The organism is Kangiella sp. TOML190 (genome assembly GCF_023706045.1).
Lineage (GTDB): Bacteria > Pseudomonadota > Gammaproteobacteria > Enterobacterales > Kangiellaceae > Kangiella.
The window spans coordinates 2,218,096-2,234,927 of record NZ_BQYL01000001.1; the positions used below are offsets into that span (position 1 = coordinate 2,218,096).

The 16,832-nt window shown below is 44.3% G+C and carries 14 protein-coding genes; 5 read left to right on the top strand and 9 right to left on the bottom strand.

Annotation, left to right across the window (positions count from 1 at the left end; genetic code table 11):
- Positions 1-8: 8 nt before the first annotated feature.
- A complete protein-coding gene (locus NFS34_RS10520) occupies positions 9-1,985 on the top strand; it encodes an EAL domain-containing protein (RefSeq protein WP_251359999.1) in 1,977 nt (658 codons plus the stop codon).
- 39 nt (positions 1,986-2,024) lie between these two features.
- Here NFS34_RS10520 and NFS34_RS10525 read toward each other — a convergent pair whose 3' ends face one another.
- The gene (locus NFS34_RS10525) at positions 2,025-2,423 is read right to left on the bottom strand and encodes an MAPEG family protein (protein WP_251360000.1); all 399 of its coding nucleotides are present in this window, start codon (positions 2,421-2,423) and stop codon (positions 2,025-2,027) included.
- Between the two features lie 117 nt (positions 2,424-2,540).
- On the bottom strand, positions 2,541-5,156 hold the full coding sequence (acnB, locus tag NFS34_RS10530) for a bifunctional aconitate hydratase 2/2-methylisocitrate dehydratase (protein ID WP_251360001.1): 2,616 nt from the start codon (positions 5,154-5,156) through the stop codon (positions 2,541-2,543).
- Positions 5,157-5,507: 351 nt separating this feature from the next.
- Between acnB and purB the strand changes: the two genes are divergently transcribed.
- From purB to NFS34_RS10550, 4 genes are read left to right on the top strand one after another with little or no spacing between them, the layout of a single operon-like run.
- A complete protein-coding gene (gene purB / locus NFS34_RS10535) occupies positions 5,508-6,872 on the top strand; it encodes an adenylosuccinate lyase (RefSeq protein ID WP_251360002.1) in 1,365 nt (454 codons plus the stop codon).
- 21 nt (positions 6,873-6,893) lie between these two features.
- The gene (locus NFS34_RS10540) at positions 6,894-8,033 is read left to right on the top strand and encodes a cupin domain-containing protein (RefSeq protein ID WP_251360003.1); all 1,140 of its coding nucleotides are present in this window, start codon (positions 6,894-6,896) and stop codon (positions 8,031-8,033) included.
- 34 nt (positions 8,034-8,067) lie between these two features.
- On the top strand, positions 8,068-9,447 hold the full coding sequence (locus NFS34_RS10545; protein WP_251360004.1) for an MATE family efflux transporter: 1,380 nt from the start codon (positions 8,068-8,070) through the stop codon (positions 9,445-9,447).
- A 46-nt stretch (positions 9,448-9,493) separates the two neighbouring features.
- Positions 9,494-10,174, top strand: a complete 681-nt coding sequence (locus NFS34_RS10550; RefSeq protein WP_251360005.1) for an epoxyqueuosine reductase QueH — start codon at positions 9,494-9,496, stop codon at positions 10,172-10,174.
- A gap of 315 nt (positions 10,175-10,489) precedes the next feature.
- Here the strand turns inward: NFS34_RS10550 and NFS34_RS10555 are convergent, their stop codons facing one another.
- The 7 genes from NFS34_RS10555 to NFS34_RS10585 all read right to left on the bottom strand — a co-directional run bounded on the left by NFS34_RS10555 (position 10,490) and on the right by NFS34_RS10585 (position 16,644).
- Positions 10,490-11,371, bottom strand: a complete 882-nt coding sequence (locus NFS34_RS10555; protein ID WP_251360006.1) for a Slp family lipoprotein — start codon at positions 11,369-11,371, stop codon at positions 10,490-10,492.
- A 155-nt stretch (positions 11,372-11,526) separates the two neighbouring features.
- Positions 11,527-12,231: a tRNA (adenosine(37)-N6)-threonylcarbamoyltransferase complex dimerization subunit type 1 TsaB gene (gene tsaB / locus NFS34_RS10560; protein WP_251360007.1), complete on the bottom strand. Its 705-nt coding sequence runs from the start codon at positions 12,229-12,231 to the stop codon at positions 11,527-11,529.
- 5 nt (positions 12,232-12,236) lie between these two features.
- The gene (locus NFS34_RS10565; RefSeq protein WP_251360008.1) at positions 12,237-14,177 is read right to left on the bottom strand and encodes an ATP-dependent DNA helicase; all 1,941 of its coding nucleotides are present in this window, start codon (positions 14,175-14,177) and stop codon (positions 12,237-12,239) included.
- A 14-nt stretch (positions 14,178-14,191) separates the two neighbouring features.
- Positions 14,192-15,172, bottom strand: coding sequence for a ferrochelatase (hemH, locus tag NFS34_RS10570; RefSeq protein ID WP_251360009.1), 981 nt, complete (start codon positions 15,170-15,172; stop codon positions 14,192-14,194).
- A gap of 16 nt (positions 15,173-15,188) precedes the next feature.
- A complete protein-coding gene (adk, locus tag NFS34_RS10575; RefSeq protein WP_251360010.1) occupies positions 15,189-15,857 on the bottom strand; it encodes an adenylate kinase in 669 nt (222 codons plus the stop codon).
- A gap of 88 nt (positions 15,858-15,945) precedes the next feature.
- Positions 15,946-16,302 (bottom strand): VanZ family protein, encoded by a 357-nt coding sequence (locus NFS34_RS10580; protein ID WP_251360011.1) that lies wholly within the window; start codon positions 16,300-16,302, stop codon positions 15,946-15,948.
- Positions 16,303-16,395: 93 nt separating this feature from the next.
- Positions 16,396-16,644 carry a hypothetical protein gene (locus NFS34_RS10585; RefSeq protein ID WP_251360012.1) on the bottom strand — a complete coding sequence of 83 codons (249 nt, stop codon included), beginning with the start codon at positions 16,642-16,644 and terminating at the stop codon, positions 16,396-16,398.
- Positions 16,645-16,832: the final 188 nt, after the last annotated feature.

Genomic DNA, 16,832 nt, shown 5'->3' on the forward strand with positions numbered 1-16,832 from the left:
GTTTACTCTTGTTATATAGCAGTAACATTTATAGCAAGACCATAATCCAAGAAGCCCACAACCATAACTCACAAACCAAAACGACTGGTCTGCTCGAAGCCCTCGGACCAAAACTGCTCACAACTTTCAACACTTCAGTAACACCCAATTTAGTTAGCAAAAGCTGGACCGATTGGCGTTATAATAAGCTACCGCTATGGTTAGTGTTGACGGCTATTGCTATTGGCTGTTTATTTATTGTTACGCTATTTCTAACCTTTATTCTTCGCCAGCAAGTAAAGCGTAAAACCGCTCATTTAGAAACTCAAACCAAGCAAATTAGACAGATCATTGATTTGATCCCACACTTCATCTACGCCACAAATGATAAAGATGAAATTTATTTGATGAACCAGTATGCGGCTGATTTTTGTGGCATTAATAAAGATGATTATGAGTTATTACCAAAGAATAAACTAATAGCAAAGTATGGCACTTCACAATCATTGTTTGCAGGCGATCAGTTGTTAATGGAGCAAGGATATAGCAATATCCAAAATGAATTAAAAATTCTAAATGCTAAGGGTGAGATGGTTTATTTAAATTTAACCAAAGTGCCCTTTGTAAGTAATATCACGGCTAAACCTTCTTTAGTTGCGGTAGGCGTAGATATCACAGAGGCAAAAAAACATGCTCAGCAAATTGAGCATATGTCTCACCACGACCCTATGACTCAGCTGCCTAATCGAATTTTGCTCAATGATCGGCTTAAGCAATCTCTTGCTCTGTCTGTGCGCCAAGGCTATAGCGGCGCTATCTTACTGATCGATTTAGATGATTTTAAAACTGTTAACCACACCCATGGTCAACAGTTTGCGGATAAGTTACTAATAAATCTAGCTCACCGGATCCAAAATTTACTGAAGGTCGGCGACACTTTAGCGCGACTCAGTGGTGACACCTTTGTGGTTCAGCTTAACGAGCTATCACTTAAAGCCGACCATGCACATAAGACGGCAATGACCGCTGCGACAGAAGTTCAAGAACAAATTAACAGAGTTTTCGAAATTGATGGTATTAGCCTTTTTATCACGGCCAGTATCGGGGTAGTTGTTTATCCTTTCGATGGAAAAAACCAAGTCAACATTCTTCCGCGAGCTGAATCCGCTATGCGCCAAGCCAAACTGGAAGGGAAAAACCAAATTGTGCGCTTTAGCCAAGCTATGGAAAAAGCGGTTTTTCAGCGTCACCTGATTAATAATGAACTAAAATCGGCCATTCACAATCAAGAATTTGAACTTCTCTATCAACCTCAATTTCATGAAAGCGACTCTCTTCCCATTGGCTTTGAGGCTTTAATTCGTTGGAACCATAAAAAACATGGCACTATTTATCCGGCGGAATTTATTACAGCGGCCGAAGCTAATAACCTGATACTACCAATTGGCTATTGGGTTATTGAAGAGGCTTGCAGACAACTGCACGTTTGGAGTAGCAGCCCTATTGCTAAAAGATTCGTTAGCGTCAACTTATCGGTCGTACAAATTAGTGATCCGGAGCTGATCCCTTTTCTAAAACGAATGTTAGAACAATATTCAATAGAACCTCATTTGCTGGAATTTGAGATTACAGAAACGGTATTATTCCAAAGCGTCAGTAAATCATTAATCACCTTAAACGAACTTAAAAAGTTAGGGATCAAGCTCTCCATTGATGACTTTGGAACGGGCTATTCATCCTTAAGTTATATCAACCGATTACCGTTGGATAAACTAAAAATTGATCATTCCTTTATTCGCGATATTGAAAGCGACAAAGGTAGCCAAGCAATTGTTAAAACCATTATAAATATGGGCAAAGATTTAGGCCTGAAGGTGTTAGCCGAAGGGGTAGAAACTCAAGGTCACTTAGATTTTCTACGTTCTATCGATTGTAATTATTATCAAGGCTATTACTTTAGCCATGCTTGTAAAGCGGATAGTGTAGTAAACTTTTTCTCAAAATAAAGCAGCTGAATAAACACACAAGATTCAGCTGCAGCTATATTAGATAAGCGCCATGAAACTGGTTACTAACAAATAAATGGCAAGCGATAGAATGACTAGCCAAGTTAAAATAGTACCATAAAATCGGCCAAAACTGACCCCAATGCTGCGGCCTAAACCGTAAGCATGGATAAGACGCCCAACAACAAAGGCAATGCCCCAGCTATTTATCAGATAAGCCGAAGCGCCATTGAGTTCAGCTAGTGCCAACAAAATTAAGGTAATAGGCACATATTCAGTGGCGTTGCCGTGAACTCGAATGACCTTTAGCATTGCGCCGTCGCCTTTATCGCCAACCCCAATTCGTAGTTTACGACGGGTCAACACAACTTTTGTTGCCAAGACTAACATTAAAATGGCTAAAATGGCCGCGTAAATTGGTGTATAAATCAAACTCATGTAATCCCCTTTAAAGCTTCAACTATTCTCAAAAATTATTAGCCATAAAAAAGCCCGCTACTTAAAATAAGTGCGGGCTTAATCTAGCCTATCAATGATAACCTAAACAAATAACCATTAAGCACTAACGGTTACTTTGTTTTCGACAGGAATCGTAACCTGATTGGCTTTTTCTTTGTACTCTTCCATTTGATGGAAGTTCATGTAAACGTAGATATCATCCGCCATCGAATCAATCTTACTGGCCACAGACAAATACTCTTCAACGGTTGGTAACTTACCCATAATTGCCGCAATTGCTGCTAATTCAGCCGAAGCCAAATACACATTAGCACCTTGCCCTAAACGGTTTGGGAAGTTACGGGTCGAAGTGGAAACCACGGTTGATTTTGGTGCAACTCGCGCTTGGTTACCCATACACAAAGAACAACCTGGCATTTCCAGGCGAGCACCAGCACGACCGAAAATATTATAGTGCCCTTCTTCCATCAATTGATGCTCATCCATTTTAGTCGGCGGCGCAATCCAAAGACGGGTAGTTAAAGTTCCCGGCTCTACGGTTTCTAATAATTTTGAAGCCGCGCGGAAATGACCAATATTGGTCATACAAGAACCAATAAAGACTTCATTAATGGTGTCGCCAGCGACTTCGCTTAACAAACGAGCATCATCCGGATCGTTTGGCGCGCACAAGACGGGCTCTTTTAGCTCATCCATATTGATCTCGATAACCGCTTTGTATTCAGCGTCGGCATCTGCCTTCATCAAACTTGGGTTTGCTAGCCACTCTTCCATCTTGCTAATACGGCGGCCGATAGTACGCTCATCACCATAGCCGTTAGCGATCATCCACTTCAACAGCACGATATTCGATTGCAGATATTCGCTTACCGATTCTTCACTTAAATTAATAGTACAACCAGCAGCAGAGCGCTCAGCCGAAGCATCGGATAACTCAAAGGCCTGCTCAGCGGTTAAATGCTCAAGCCCTTCAATTTCTAAAATACGGCCAGAGAAAATATTTTTCTTATTCGACTTTTCGACCGTCAAATGACCATCTTTAATCGCTTGATACGGGATCGCATGAACCAAATCACGCAAGGTAATACCTGGCTGCATTTTACCGGTAAACTTGACCAAAACTGACTCAGGCATATCTAAAGGCATAACACCCGTTGCAGCAGCAAAAGCAACCAAACCAGAACCTGCTGGGAAGGAAATACCCATGGGGAAACGAGTATGCGAATCACCACCGGTACCAACCGTATCTGGTAATAACATACGGTTTAACCAAGAGTGGATAATGCCGTCACCTGGTTGCAATGAAACACCGCCACGATTACGAATGAAATCTGGCAACTTGTGCTGAGTGTCGATATCTACCGGCTTAGGATAAGCTGCTGTATGACAAAAGGACTGCATGACCAAATCGGCCGAGAAACCTAAACAAGCTAAATCTTTTAGCTCATCACGAGTCATAGGGCCGGTAGTATCTTGCGAGCCCACCGTAGTCATTTTCGGCTCACAATACTGACCAGGACGAACCCCGTCTAGACCACAAGCTTTACCAACCATTTTTTGTGCCAAGGTAAAGCCTTTATTCGACGCTGCAACCTCTTCCGGTTGACGGAAAAAGTCTGCTGCCGGCAAACCTAGAAATTCGCGCGCACGTGCAGTTAAACCGCGACCAATGATCAAAGGAATACGACCGCCGGCTTGAACTTCGTCTAAAATCACGTCGGTTTTTAATTCAAACTCTGAAATCATCTCGCCTTTATCGTTCTCTACTTTACCTTCATAGGGATAAACGTGGATCAAATCGCCCATGTCCATTTTTGAAACGTCCATTTCCACGGGTAAAGCACCGGCATCTTCCATGGTGTTAAAGAAAATTGGGGCAATTTTGCCGCCAAAACAGAAACCGCCATCACGCTTGTTTGGAACATAAGGTATATCATCGCCCATGTGCCACAAGACTGAGTTGGTCGCCGATTTACGCGATGAACCAGTACCGACAACATCACCAACATACGCTAATGGATAACCGCGCGCTTCTAGCTCGTTAATTAAATTGATAGGACCAATTTCGCCTTCTTTATCGGCATCGATACCTTCACGCGAATTTTTCAACATGGCCAAAGCATGTAGCGGAATATCAGGACGAGACCAAGCATCTTGCGCTGGCGATAAATCATCAGTATTGGTTTCGCCTGGCACTTTAAATACGGTTAAGGTAATTTTGTCAGCGAGTGCATCTTTAGATTTGAACCACTCGGCATCTGCCCAAGATTGGATCACTGCTTTAGCCACTTCATTACCAGCTTCAGATTTTTCAGCTACGTCATGGAAAGCATCAAACATGAGCAAAGTATGCTTTAATTTCTCACCAGCTAACTCTGCCAACTCGGCATCGTCCAGCAACTCGACCAAAGTCGCAATGTTATAACCGCCCAGCATAGTACCCAACAGCTTCACCGCATGCGCTTTATCGATCAAACTAGAGCTTGCTTCACCTTTGGCGATCGCTGATAAAAAACCAGCTTTAACGTAAGCTGCCTCATCCACCCCAGGCGGTACTCTATTGGTAATCAAATCGACTAAAAACTCTTCTTCACCAGCAGGTGGATTTTTTAATAATTCAACTAACTCATTAACTTGCTCTGCACTTAGCGGCAAAGCAGGGATCCCCTGCTCTGCTCTTTCGGCAACATGCTTACGATATGCTTCTAACACGCTAAAAACCCTCGTTATTTGGTTTCTTCAAAGAATAGGGTCTGCTAGTGAGCAAACCCTAAAAAAATTCGGACATGAATTATAGCATAGGGAGCATAGGATGTATTGCCAAAAGCACCAAACCTAGAGCAAGTTCGGCTTTGTGTAATTTTTATTCAAACACTGCTTTGCCACTCTCCAGATTTAATCCGATCTTACCCAAAGTAAGTCACTTTTAAACGGCAGCACAAACACGGTTCAAGCCATAACTGACGTGCTTGGCAACAATTTTTTGCTCAAATGGTGATCATCTATCTGCATTAAGGTAAAATCGCGGCTTTACTCTTTTCCTTAACTTTTAGGATATTCACCATGCAATTGTCTGCATTAACTGCAATTGGCCCAGTTGATGGCCGCTATGGCTCAAAAGCGGCGGATTTCCGCGCTATTTTCAGTGAGTTTGGTTTACTTAAGTACCGCGTGACGGTTGAAGTTCGCTGGTTGCAAGCCTTATCCCAAGCCGAAGCCATTAGCGAAGTACCTGCTTTTGATGCCCAAGCTAACGCTTTATTAGATTCGATTGTGGCTAACTTCTCCGAAGCAGACGGTATGCGTATCAAAGAAATCGAGCGCACCACCAACCATGATGTCAAAGCGGTTGAATACTTCCTAAAAGAAAAAGTGGCGGATAATCCTCAGTTGCAAGCCGTGAATGAGTTTATTCACTTTGCTTGTACCTCAGAAGATATAAACAACTTGTCTTACGCCTTAATGCTCAGCGAAGGCACTGAGGTTTTAGCTGAGATGCAAACCCAAGTTGCCGACGCGATCCGCGCTCTAGCGGCTGAATATGCTGAAATTCCGATGATGTCACGCACCCACGGCCAACCCGCCTCACCATCGACCATGGGCAAGGAAATGGCCAATGTGGTCTATCGCTTAGAGCGTCAACTGCAGCAAATCAACGCGCAAGAAATGCTGGGTAAAATTAATGGCGCGGTAGGTAACTACAATGCACATTTATCAGCCTACCCTGAGTTTGATTGGCAGTCGTTCGCCGAACAGTTTGTCACTTCATTGGGCTTAACTTGGAATCCTTATACCACCCAAATCGAACCGCACGATTATATGGCGGAGTTGTTTGATGCGATTGCACGCTTTAATACGATTTTGATCGATTTTGATCGCGATATTTGGGCTTACATTGCGCTAGGGCATTTCAAACAAAAAACCATTGCCGGTGAAATCGGCTCTTCGACTATGCCACATAAAGTCAACCCAATTGATTTTGAAAATTCCGAAGGTAACTTAGGGATCGCTAACGCCCTGTTCGATCATTTTGCCATGAAACTACCGATTTCACGCTGGCAACGTGACTTAACCGATTCAACCGTCCAGCGTACTTTAGGCGTTGCTTTTGGGCATAGCAGCATTGCTTATCAAGCGACCCTAAAAGGCATTTCTAAACTCGAAGTCAACGAACAATCTTTACTGAATGAGCTAAACTCGAACTGGGAGTTGTTGGCCGAACCAATTCAAACCGTGATGCGCCGTTATGGTATTGAAAACCCCTATGAAAAGCTTAAGGAGTTAACCCGTGGCAAGCGCGTGACGCAAGAAGATATGGCGCTATTTATCGACAGCTTAGACTTGCCCGCTGAGGAAAAGAGTCGCTTGAAAGAATTAACGCCAGCTTCTTATATTGGTAATGCGATTTCTCAGGCAAAAAGCATCTAACAAGCTAAAACTACTTGATTGATGGCGACTATTTTTAACTCAAACATTTCAGCTGATACTTTTTTTAAAGACTATTGGCAACGAAAGCCCCTCCTGATCCGAGGGGCTTTTGCTAATGATTTTATGCATAACTTAATTACAGCAGAAGAATTAGCAGGCTTCTCCTTAGAAGCAGAGATCGAGTCGCGTCTGATCACTAACTTGGATAATAACTGGCAACTCGAACATGGTCCTTTGACTGAGAACCTGTTTCAAGAATTGCCTGAGCACCACTGGATTTTACTAGTGCAGTCCTTAGATTATTTTCACTCACCGCTGCAGAATTTGATTAAAGCTTGCGACTTTATGCCACGCTGGCGTCTGGACGATGTAATGGTATCTTTTGCCACTAATCATGGCGGCGTAGGGGCACATCTTGATCAATATGACGTTTTCTTGATCCAAGGACAAGGCCAACGCCGCTGGCGGGTTGGGCATAAAGACCAACTGGTAACTCATCAACAATCTCATCCTGAAATTGCCCAAATAGAAGCTTTTACAGCCGATTTAGATGTGCAGGTGGAAGCTGGCGATCTACTCTATATTCCGCCCAATACGCCCCACTGGGGGGAGTCGATTGGTGACTCAATGTGTTATTCGGTAGGATTTAGAGCGCCAAACTTAGAAGCCATCGCTCAACAGCTATTCGATGATTCGAGTCAAGAGCTGAATCAGCTTTGGCAAGATCAAGGAATATTAAAGCTTGATAATGCCTCAGGAGAGCTACCGAATAACTTGAGTGGTTGGGCGCAGCAGCAAATTATCAAGATAACCCTCGAGCAAAAACTACCAATTGCGATTGGTAAAGAGCTGACCCGCTTAAAATACCCTGAACTGCTCGAAGCGATAAGTCCATGCGAAGCACAAGAATTGTCAGAGCTGGCCATGCTCAAAGCTTTTCGATTGAATCCTATCAGCCGCTTAGCCTTTGTTAAGGCCGATGCAAAGCTGTTGACTTTTGTCAATGGCGATGATTTCGCTGCAGATCAGCAACTATTGCCGATACTAGAAGCGCTTAATAAAGGTCAACTGATCAATAGCCGCGACTTAACCATCAACAAAGATATTATGCGCGACTTACTCAGTTGGCTCATCAGCAATGATGCCTTAGTCATTGAATAAACCGTTTAGATAAACCATTAAGTGATATTACTGTATGACTAGGTATCAATCCCATCAAGTGAAACGCGAAACTAGCGAGCTGGTGAAAATCGCTATTCCCGCAATCCTAGCGCAGTTAGCGCAAATGGCGCTTGGGGTCAGCGATACCATTATGGCGGGTAATTTCTCCGCTAATGCGTTAGCGGCCGTGGGTACTGGATTTAATTTGTTTATGATCATTTTTTCGCTCTTTATGGGCATGATGATTGCGATCAATCCGATGGTTGCTCAACTCAATGGGCAAAAGGCTGAAAAACGTATTGGTAAGGTTTTTCAACTTGGTTTTGTTATGGCGGTGCTGTTCGGTATCATCAGTTTTGTGGCGCTAAACTTGTCGCACCATTTACTCAGCTTAGCAGGGATCCCTGAAAACATTGTCAGTACTACCAGCGATTACCTGTCCGCATTAAGCTGGGGTACTATCTCAATCTATTTATTTTTAGCGCTGCGCTCGGGTAATGAAGGATTGTTTTCTACCAAGGCGGTGATGGTCTGTTCATTTTTAGCGATCCCTTTTAACATTCTCCTGAATTACTGGTTTATTTTTGGCGGTTGGGGGATCGAGCCGATGGGCGCGGTGGGCGCGGGTTATGCTACCAGCATTGTTTGGAGCATTTTATTTTTATCCTTAGGTATTTTCACTTTTTACCATAAGCCTTACGCCAAGTTTGAGATTTTTAAGCATTTTTCATGGCCCAAATTTGAACTGACCAAAGAGTATTTTCAAATTGGCCTACCGATAGCTTTAGGTATGGTCATGGAAATCGCCATGTTTGGTGGTGTTGGTATTGCCATTGCTCGTTATGGCGAACAACTGGCTGGCGCCCACCAAATCGCCATGAACATTGCCGCGGTGGCCTTTATGATACCGCTGGGGCTATCCGTCGCGGTGACCGCTCGAGTGGGCTATTGGATGGGACAGGAACGCTATGGACAAATGCGCCTAGCTGGCTACTGCGGGATTGGTTTAAGCCTATTTTTTCAGATTATTTCTGTAACGATTATGCTTTTCCTGCGCTATCAAATCGTCGGGATCTATACCGACGAAGCGGCCATTATTGAAATAGCCGCCAGTTTGATTTTCTTGGCCGCCATTTTCCAATTCTCCGACGGCTTACAAGTTAACGCGGCCGGTGCTCTTAGGGGCATGAAAGACACTAGCATCCCTATGATTTATATGGGAATTTCCTATTGGTTTGTAGGTTTTCCGCTAGGCTATTATCTGGCAGAAAGCCATAATATGCAGGCACAAGGTTTTTGGATTGGAATCATCGCAGGACTAACCGTAGCGGCTATTTTACTGCTTGGGCGCTTTATCCGCCGCACTAAAATATTACCCGAAGACCGAGCTACAGACTTGCCAGCCGCTGGCTAGGTCAGTAAGATCGCTGTGTTTTTAGCCATTAACGTCAATAGTCCCTATGAATCCTTATTCCATTGATAATTATGAGCGCCCTATTCTGGAAACGCCCAACGGCGAAGATAAGGTGTTGATGCATTCTTGTTGCGCTCCCTGTGCAGCGGAAGTTATGGAAGCAGTTCATCATTCAGGGATCGAGCAAACCATTTTTTTCTACAACCCCAATATTCACCCGATCGAAGAATACGAAATCCGTAAAGATGAAAATAAGCGCTTTTGCGATAAGTTGGGCATAGAATTTATTGATGCCGATTACGATAAAGACAATTGGTTTGAGCGAGTTAAAGGCCAAGAAAACGAACCGGAGCGTGGCGCCCGCTGCACCACTTGTTTCGATATGCGTTTTGAGCGTACCGCTTTGTTCGCTGAAGAAAACGGTTTTAATCTAATTTCTAGCACTCTAGGCATCTCGCGCTGGAAAGATATGGATCAGATCAATGGTTGCGGTTTGCGCGCAGCCGCGCCATACGATGAGGTAGATTATTGGACCTTCAATTGGCGTAAAAAAGGTGGCGCTCAGCGCATGATCGAAATATCAAAGCGCGAGCAATTTTATCAACAAGAATATTGTGGTTGTGTTTACTCGCTACGCGATACCAATCGCTGGCGTAAGGCCAACGACCGCCCGCGGATCAAGCGCAACGTAAAATTTTATGGTTTAGAAGATCCTAGAAAGGACTGAGGGTTTATTTTTCGAACACCCTGCTGATAACAAAAAAAGCCTCTAAATAGACAAGGCACTAACCCAAACTGGACTTTTCTGTCATTCCCGCGAAAGCGGGAATCCACTTGAAACTATCATACAAGCATTGGAATAGATTCCCGCTTTCGCGGGAATGACGTACTGAGTAAGTAAATATTCATTTAGAATGTTGCTGATTGAAAATTAAAAAAGCCCTTAAAATTAAGGGCTTTTGTTTTTCTATAAGTTCAAGAAGTCCAGAACTGGTGAACCTCTTGCTAAATAGAGGCTTTTTTGTTTTTACTCATCCATAAACTAGTTTTCTACTCGCATTGGTCCGCGAATGGGTGCCTTGGGTTTGGGCAGCATTTCTTGATGAATTTTTGGATGTATTCGACGCGGCGTTTTAGGTACTCGCGGTTTATAAACCTTAGGCTTACGCGCCTCTACCGACTTACGCTTAGTTGATGATTTTTCCTCAACCCGACCATCTCGCAAGGTTACCCGCTCCACTTCATCAAGATTAACTTTTTGTTGAGAAATTGGCTGCACCCTATGAGTTGGCGATGGCGCTACTGGCAAATGATCTTCGCTACTGTCTTCACGATAAATCACGTGACGACGCGGCCAATAAGGATAGTGGTAATAGGGATAGTGCCAGCGGTAGTAGCCACCATAGAACCAATAAGGATCCCAAGTGCTGTAAACATCAATATACTGTCGAGATTTACGCTTAGCCCACAAATGGTGGCTAGCGGTATCAACTACCGGAAACACCACTGCGTGCTTACCAATTTTTCCAGGCAATGGCTCGCTCAAGACCCCTACTACGGTAATTTCCTTGCCTTGCTTATAGATCAGAGGATCGGCAAAGCCTTGTATTCGAGCAATAAAACGACCGCCGGTGTTGTGCTCTGCTAAAGGTCGCGCACTGGAGTCAAGCGGCAAATTGACAATTTCGACCAAGGTATCTCGCTCAAGATTTTCAACTCTTGCTACGATACCGCCCCAACGAACATGGTCACCAGCATAAGAATTTGGTGCCTGGGAAACTTGGTTAAAATCCACATTAGGAGGATCAAAGCGAACCGTCTCTGGAGTAGTATTACACCCAGCTAATAATCCAATACCCACAGCGAGCGACAAAAACTTGCCACTAGAGCTGCTAAACCATTGTTTTATATCAGATATTTTCATATTTAAACCTTTACAACTAAGAACAGTTTGTCAGCGCTAAACGACTTATTAACTCGAAAAACGCCTATTATACCTTATGTTATACCATAAAAGCCTGAATTAAAGCTGAATGGCTCTCTTATAAATCAAGCATTTAGCTAATTTTACTTTCTTCACTAAGCCTCTTTTTTCTGTTCACCTTTCTTTTTTGCCACATTGTTGCGCAAATAAACGGGCTGTGCTTGCTCGGCAGGCATCACTAAGCCTTTTGTTAGCTGACTTTTGACCCAAGGCAACATCGCACTGGCTCGCGGATAGCTCACTTGGGTTTCTATTTCCCTATTTTGACCAATAGCCTTGGTCAATTCAGCAGAATAAGTCTGCCAGCCAGAACCAACGGCATAGTAGTTTGACTTTTCAGAGGCCCTTATAGTGACGTTTTCTGGCTGTGTTACCACTTCTGTATTAACCAAGCGCATCAATCCGTCTTGTACTTGATAATGCCCCCAATAAACTTCGCCCATGCGCGCATCAATCGCACTTAATACTTGCTTGTGCTCAGTGTTATCATAAGCCTGTTGCGCCATAGCTTGCAGACTCGAACAAGCGACCACTGGTACATTCGCACCAAAGGCCAAACCTTGTACGATCGACACGCAAATACGCAAGCCCGTAAATGCGCCCGGTCCTTGTCCATAGCCAATACAATCTAAATCAGCAAGCTTTATCTTAGCTTGCTGTAAAAGCCTATCCACCATTGGCAATACCAGCTCACCATGTTGGCGTGGCGCAACTTGATACTCTTCAAACAACTGACCATTGCACTCTAGTGCAACCGAACAGGCCTCGGTGGAAGTATCAATAATTAGGATTTTTGTCATGAAAATTAAGGCTCCAAATTCTGCAAAAATTTTACCACAGTCTTTTGGTCGCGGGTGCGCGGCAAGTCAGGCAAGCTAGTTAAGAAGGCTTTACCATAATGATTTGCAACCAAGCGCGGATCACACAAGACTAAAACACCTCTATCCTCTTGATCACGGATCAAGCGGCCAGCGCCTTGTTTTAGGGCAGTAATGGCTTCGGGGATCTGCAAATCATAAAACGGGTTCTTACCTTTTTTACGCATCGATTGGACTTTAGCTTCGATTAAGGGCTCGTCAGGTGCTGCAAAGGGTAGCTTGTCGATCACCACCAAACTCAGTGCCATGCCCTTAACGTCCACCCCTTCCCAAAAACTGGAAGTTGCCAATAAGACCGCATTACCCTGCTCGCGAAAAGCTTCGATTAATTCATTTTTGGGGCGCTCACCTTGCACCAGCAATTGGCTCTTTTCGATCTTATCTTCAATCAAATCACGCACTTTGTTTAGGGCATAATAGCTGGTGAACAACAAAAAAGTACCGCCTGCGTTGGCTTCAATCAACGGCCAGACAGCCTCAAACCAAGACTCGATATACTTTGGATTTCGCGGATCGGGCAAGCCTCGTGGCACATATAACAAAGATTGTTGTTGATAATCGAAAGGGCTATCGAGCATTAACTCTTGAGCCTGATGCAAGCCCAATTGCGACTTAAAGTGATCAAATTTACGGGCTTGGCTCAAGGTGGCAGAAGTAAATACCCAGGTTTGAGCCCCATGCTCTAAACGTGACTGCTCAAAAGCTTGAGAGACATCCAAAGGGGTTTCAACAACCGCAAAGCCGGTGCGGTAGGTTTCGAGCCAACGTACTGATTCGGTGTTGAGTTCTTTATCCTCAAACAGAACCAAGCTTTGTAGAATTTCCACCGAACGGCGATGACACGAATCCAAGCCTTTACTGCGAGTAGCGTTTAGATCGAGGCGCTTGGAAAGGGTTTTCATCTCCCTTAACAGCTCGCTGAATAAGCTATCTCTAACTTTAACATTAAGCTGTAACCAATTGATTTTTTTACCTGAATCGCCCAGTTTTAGCCGAATTTCATTTAATGCCCCTTCCACCCGACGCACCGCAACCGATAGCTGGCGATCGTCTTTAGCGGTAGTCATCGCCTCGATTTCGCTATCACGACAGAGCTCGCTAACTTGGCGACTGGTTAGGCGATGGCCATAAAAGCCATGAGCAATCGCTGCTACTTGATGTGCCTCATCGGCGATAACCATATCCGCTTCTGGCAACAACTCGCCAAAACCGTCTTCTTTTAGCACCATATCAGCAAGCAGCAAGTGATGATTAACCACCACCAGATCCGCCTCGATGGCTTTTTGTCGCGCCTTAACCAAGTAACAGTCGGCATAATCAGGACAATCCGCGCCCAGACAATTCTCGTTGCTGGAAGTGACATACCCCCACAGCGGATCATTGTCCTTTAAATCAGGGCATTGGGTCAGATCACCAGAAACGGTTTTATTCGACCATTGATTCACTTTAACCAGAGTATCGGCCATCGAGCGGCTTTGAAAACGGCCTGAGTCAAGGTTTTGATTTAGCCGATAAATACACAAGTAATTATTACGCCCTTTGAGCAGCGCGCGTTCTTTATGCAGAGAAAGCGCATCACAAATGCTCGGTAAGTCCCTGAAATAAAGCTGATCTTGCAGGTTTTTGGTGCCAGTAGAGATAATCACTTTTTTGTCGTGATCATTTGCCGCCAGCAGCGCAGGCACTAAATAGGCAAAGGTTTTACCGGTTCCAGTGCCCGCTTCGATGCAGATACTGGTTTCTGATTCAATCGCCTCGGCTATCGCCTGCGCCATATCGACTTGCGCTTGGCGCTCGATAAAGCCCTCAAAAGCCTGCGCTAACAGTCCTTCACTGGAAAATAGATTGGCAATCGAATAATCAGACAAGAGTAACTGGCGGCTTAATGAAGCTGTGTTTGCAGTAAATCGTAGAGCAAATCGATATGGATTGGCGAATCGTTTAGCGCCGGAATATAAGAATAGTCGCCACCGCCAGTTTCCACAAACACCTCTTTGTTTTGGATCGCAAGCTCTTCTAGCGTCTCCAAGCAATCCGAGGCAAAAGCTGGGCTGATGATCTGCACCGACTCTAAACCAGCCTTACCCCAGTCTTGCAAAGTTGCCTCGGTGTAGGGTTTGACCCACTCTTCGCGACCAAAACGCGACTGGAAGGCGATTTGATATTGATCTTGCTCTAGTCCTAATTGTTCAACCACTAAACGAGTGGTTTCATGGCATTGGGCTTCATAAGGGTCGCCTTTTTTACTAAACCGCTCAGGCACCCCATGGTAGGAAAAAAGCAGCTTTTTTGCTTGCCCATGCTCTTGCCAATAAGCTTTAACTGAATCTACTAAGCCTTTGATATACAAAGGATGATTATGGTAGCCATTAACATAAGAGAGTTCAGGAACAAAAAATCGTTTTTTATAAAATTTGCTCACCTGATCGAAAATCGCCGCATTGGTCGCCGAGGAATATTGCGGATACAAAGGCAAGACGATGATTCGCTCGCAACCCTGAGCCTCTAGTGATTCCAGTGCTTTAGGGATCGAGGGATTGCCATAACACATGGCCAGTTCAATCGGAGTATGACTTTCGCTAGCGAGCGCATCCAAACGGATTTGTAGCTCACGTCTTTGCGCTTGACTATGCACCATCAGCGGTGAGCCATTATCAGTCCAAATCGATTGATAGAGTTTAGCCACTTTTTGCGGCCGAGTTCTTAGGATAATCCCGTGCAGGATTGGGCACCAGATGATACGTGGGATCGAGACTACCCGCTTGTCGTGTAAAAACTGCCCGAGATATTTGCGGACAGCCTCAGCGCTGGGCACATCAGGCGTTCCCAAATTGCATAACAGAACGCCCTGCTTTTTTGACATAAAGGATTTTAGAGCCTTAGCTCGCTAAACCGTTAGTAATACCCGCAAACAGTGCATCGCGAATATCTTCAACCGAACCAACTCCAGCGACTCGAACATACTTTGGCGCAGCTTCGGCGTCTTGCTCAGCCCAATTTGAATAATAATCCACTAGCGGGCGGGTTTGCTCTTGATAGACTTTAAGGCGATGCAAAATAGTTGCTTCTTGGTCATCGTCACGCTGGATCAAATCTTCGCCAGTAACGTCGTCTTTGCCTTCTTCTTGCGGCGGGTTGTAGCTAACATGATAAACTCGACCGGAAGCCGGATGAACACGGCGGCCACTTAAACGCTTAACGATTTCAGCGTTATCCACATCAATTTCCACCACAAAATCCACATCAATGCCGTTATCGCGCATAGCATCTGCCTGCGGAATGGTTCTTGGGAAGCCATCGAGCAAATAGCCATTTTCACAATCGGCTTCTTTGACCCGCTCTTTAACGATGCCAATAATAATATCGTCAGAGACTAATTCGCCTGCATCCATCTTCTTTTTCGCCGCCAAGCCCATTTCGGTGCCTGCTTTTACCGCAGCACGCAGCATATCGCCGGTTGAAATTTGCGGGATCTGGTACTTATCTTTTAAAAATTGTGCTTGAGTACCCTTACCGGCACCTGGCGCGCCCAACAAAATAATGCGCATTGATGGCTCCTAAACGAACAAAAAATAAAATGGTTTATTAGGCGCTAAAGATACTTGGATTAGCGCCCTATCTCAAGTAAAAAATTGGCTATTTTGGCCGCCACCAACGCTGAATCAAGAGTGCCAGCGAAACTCCCGCGACCACCCCAAGACTATTAGCCAGCAGATCCAGCCACTCAAAACCGCGATTGGGGATAAACTGTTGTAAAAACTCAATCAATAACGAGAAAATGATACAGCCAATAACCAATTGCCAACTCGGGTGCTTTTTCGAGCCCAACCGCGCCAAAAAGGCTAAACCCGCGTAACCGACAAAATGCACTGCTTTATCCCAAGGCAAACCGCTGGGCAGTTGCTTTCCAGGGATTAGCGACAGGATAAAAATTACCACTGTCGCAATAACAAAGAGGATTTTGAATAGTTTGGAGTTAAAAAAAGCAACCATAAAAAAACCGCCCAAGGCGGTGGAACGTAGAATAATTAACGGGATTTTAGCAATTTGTAACCAGCGAGGCTAGCAGCTAGTTTGTGTTTAGGATTAATCTTCAGCAAGCGCCTCAAAAGCTTGTTTACGCCCTTCTTTCCACTTTTCCATTGCTCCCGGCTCTTGCATTAACTGTTGGATTTTATGCATTGCCGCCAAATGAGCTTCATCATTTTGTTGAAACATCTGCATTCCATGCTGTTTACTCAACTCAACCATCTGCTCAAAAGTCTCAGCCCGAAAATCCAAATCACAGGCACCGCCTAATTGTTTACAGGTCATGGCTTTCATCTTTGCACCCATTTTTTATTACTGAAATATCTAGTTTACAATCTTATCAATTACCAGCAATTAAATTAAACTAAATTAACTCTAATAGCTTAATATCTCACCTTTATACTAACATTGGTGCTCCTTGAGTATTGATATTATTTTAACCCTCTTTTCAACAAAGTTGCCGACCAATTACCGCTATTCGAATATGATAATCG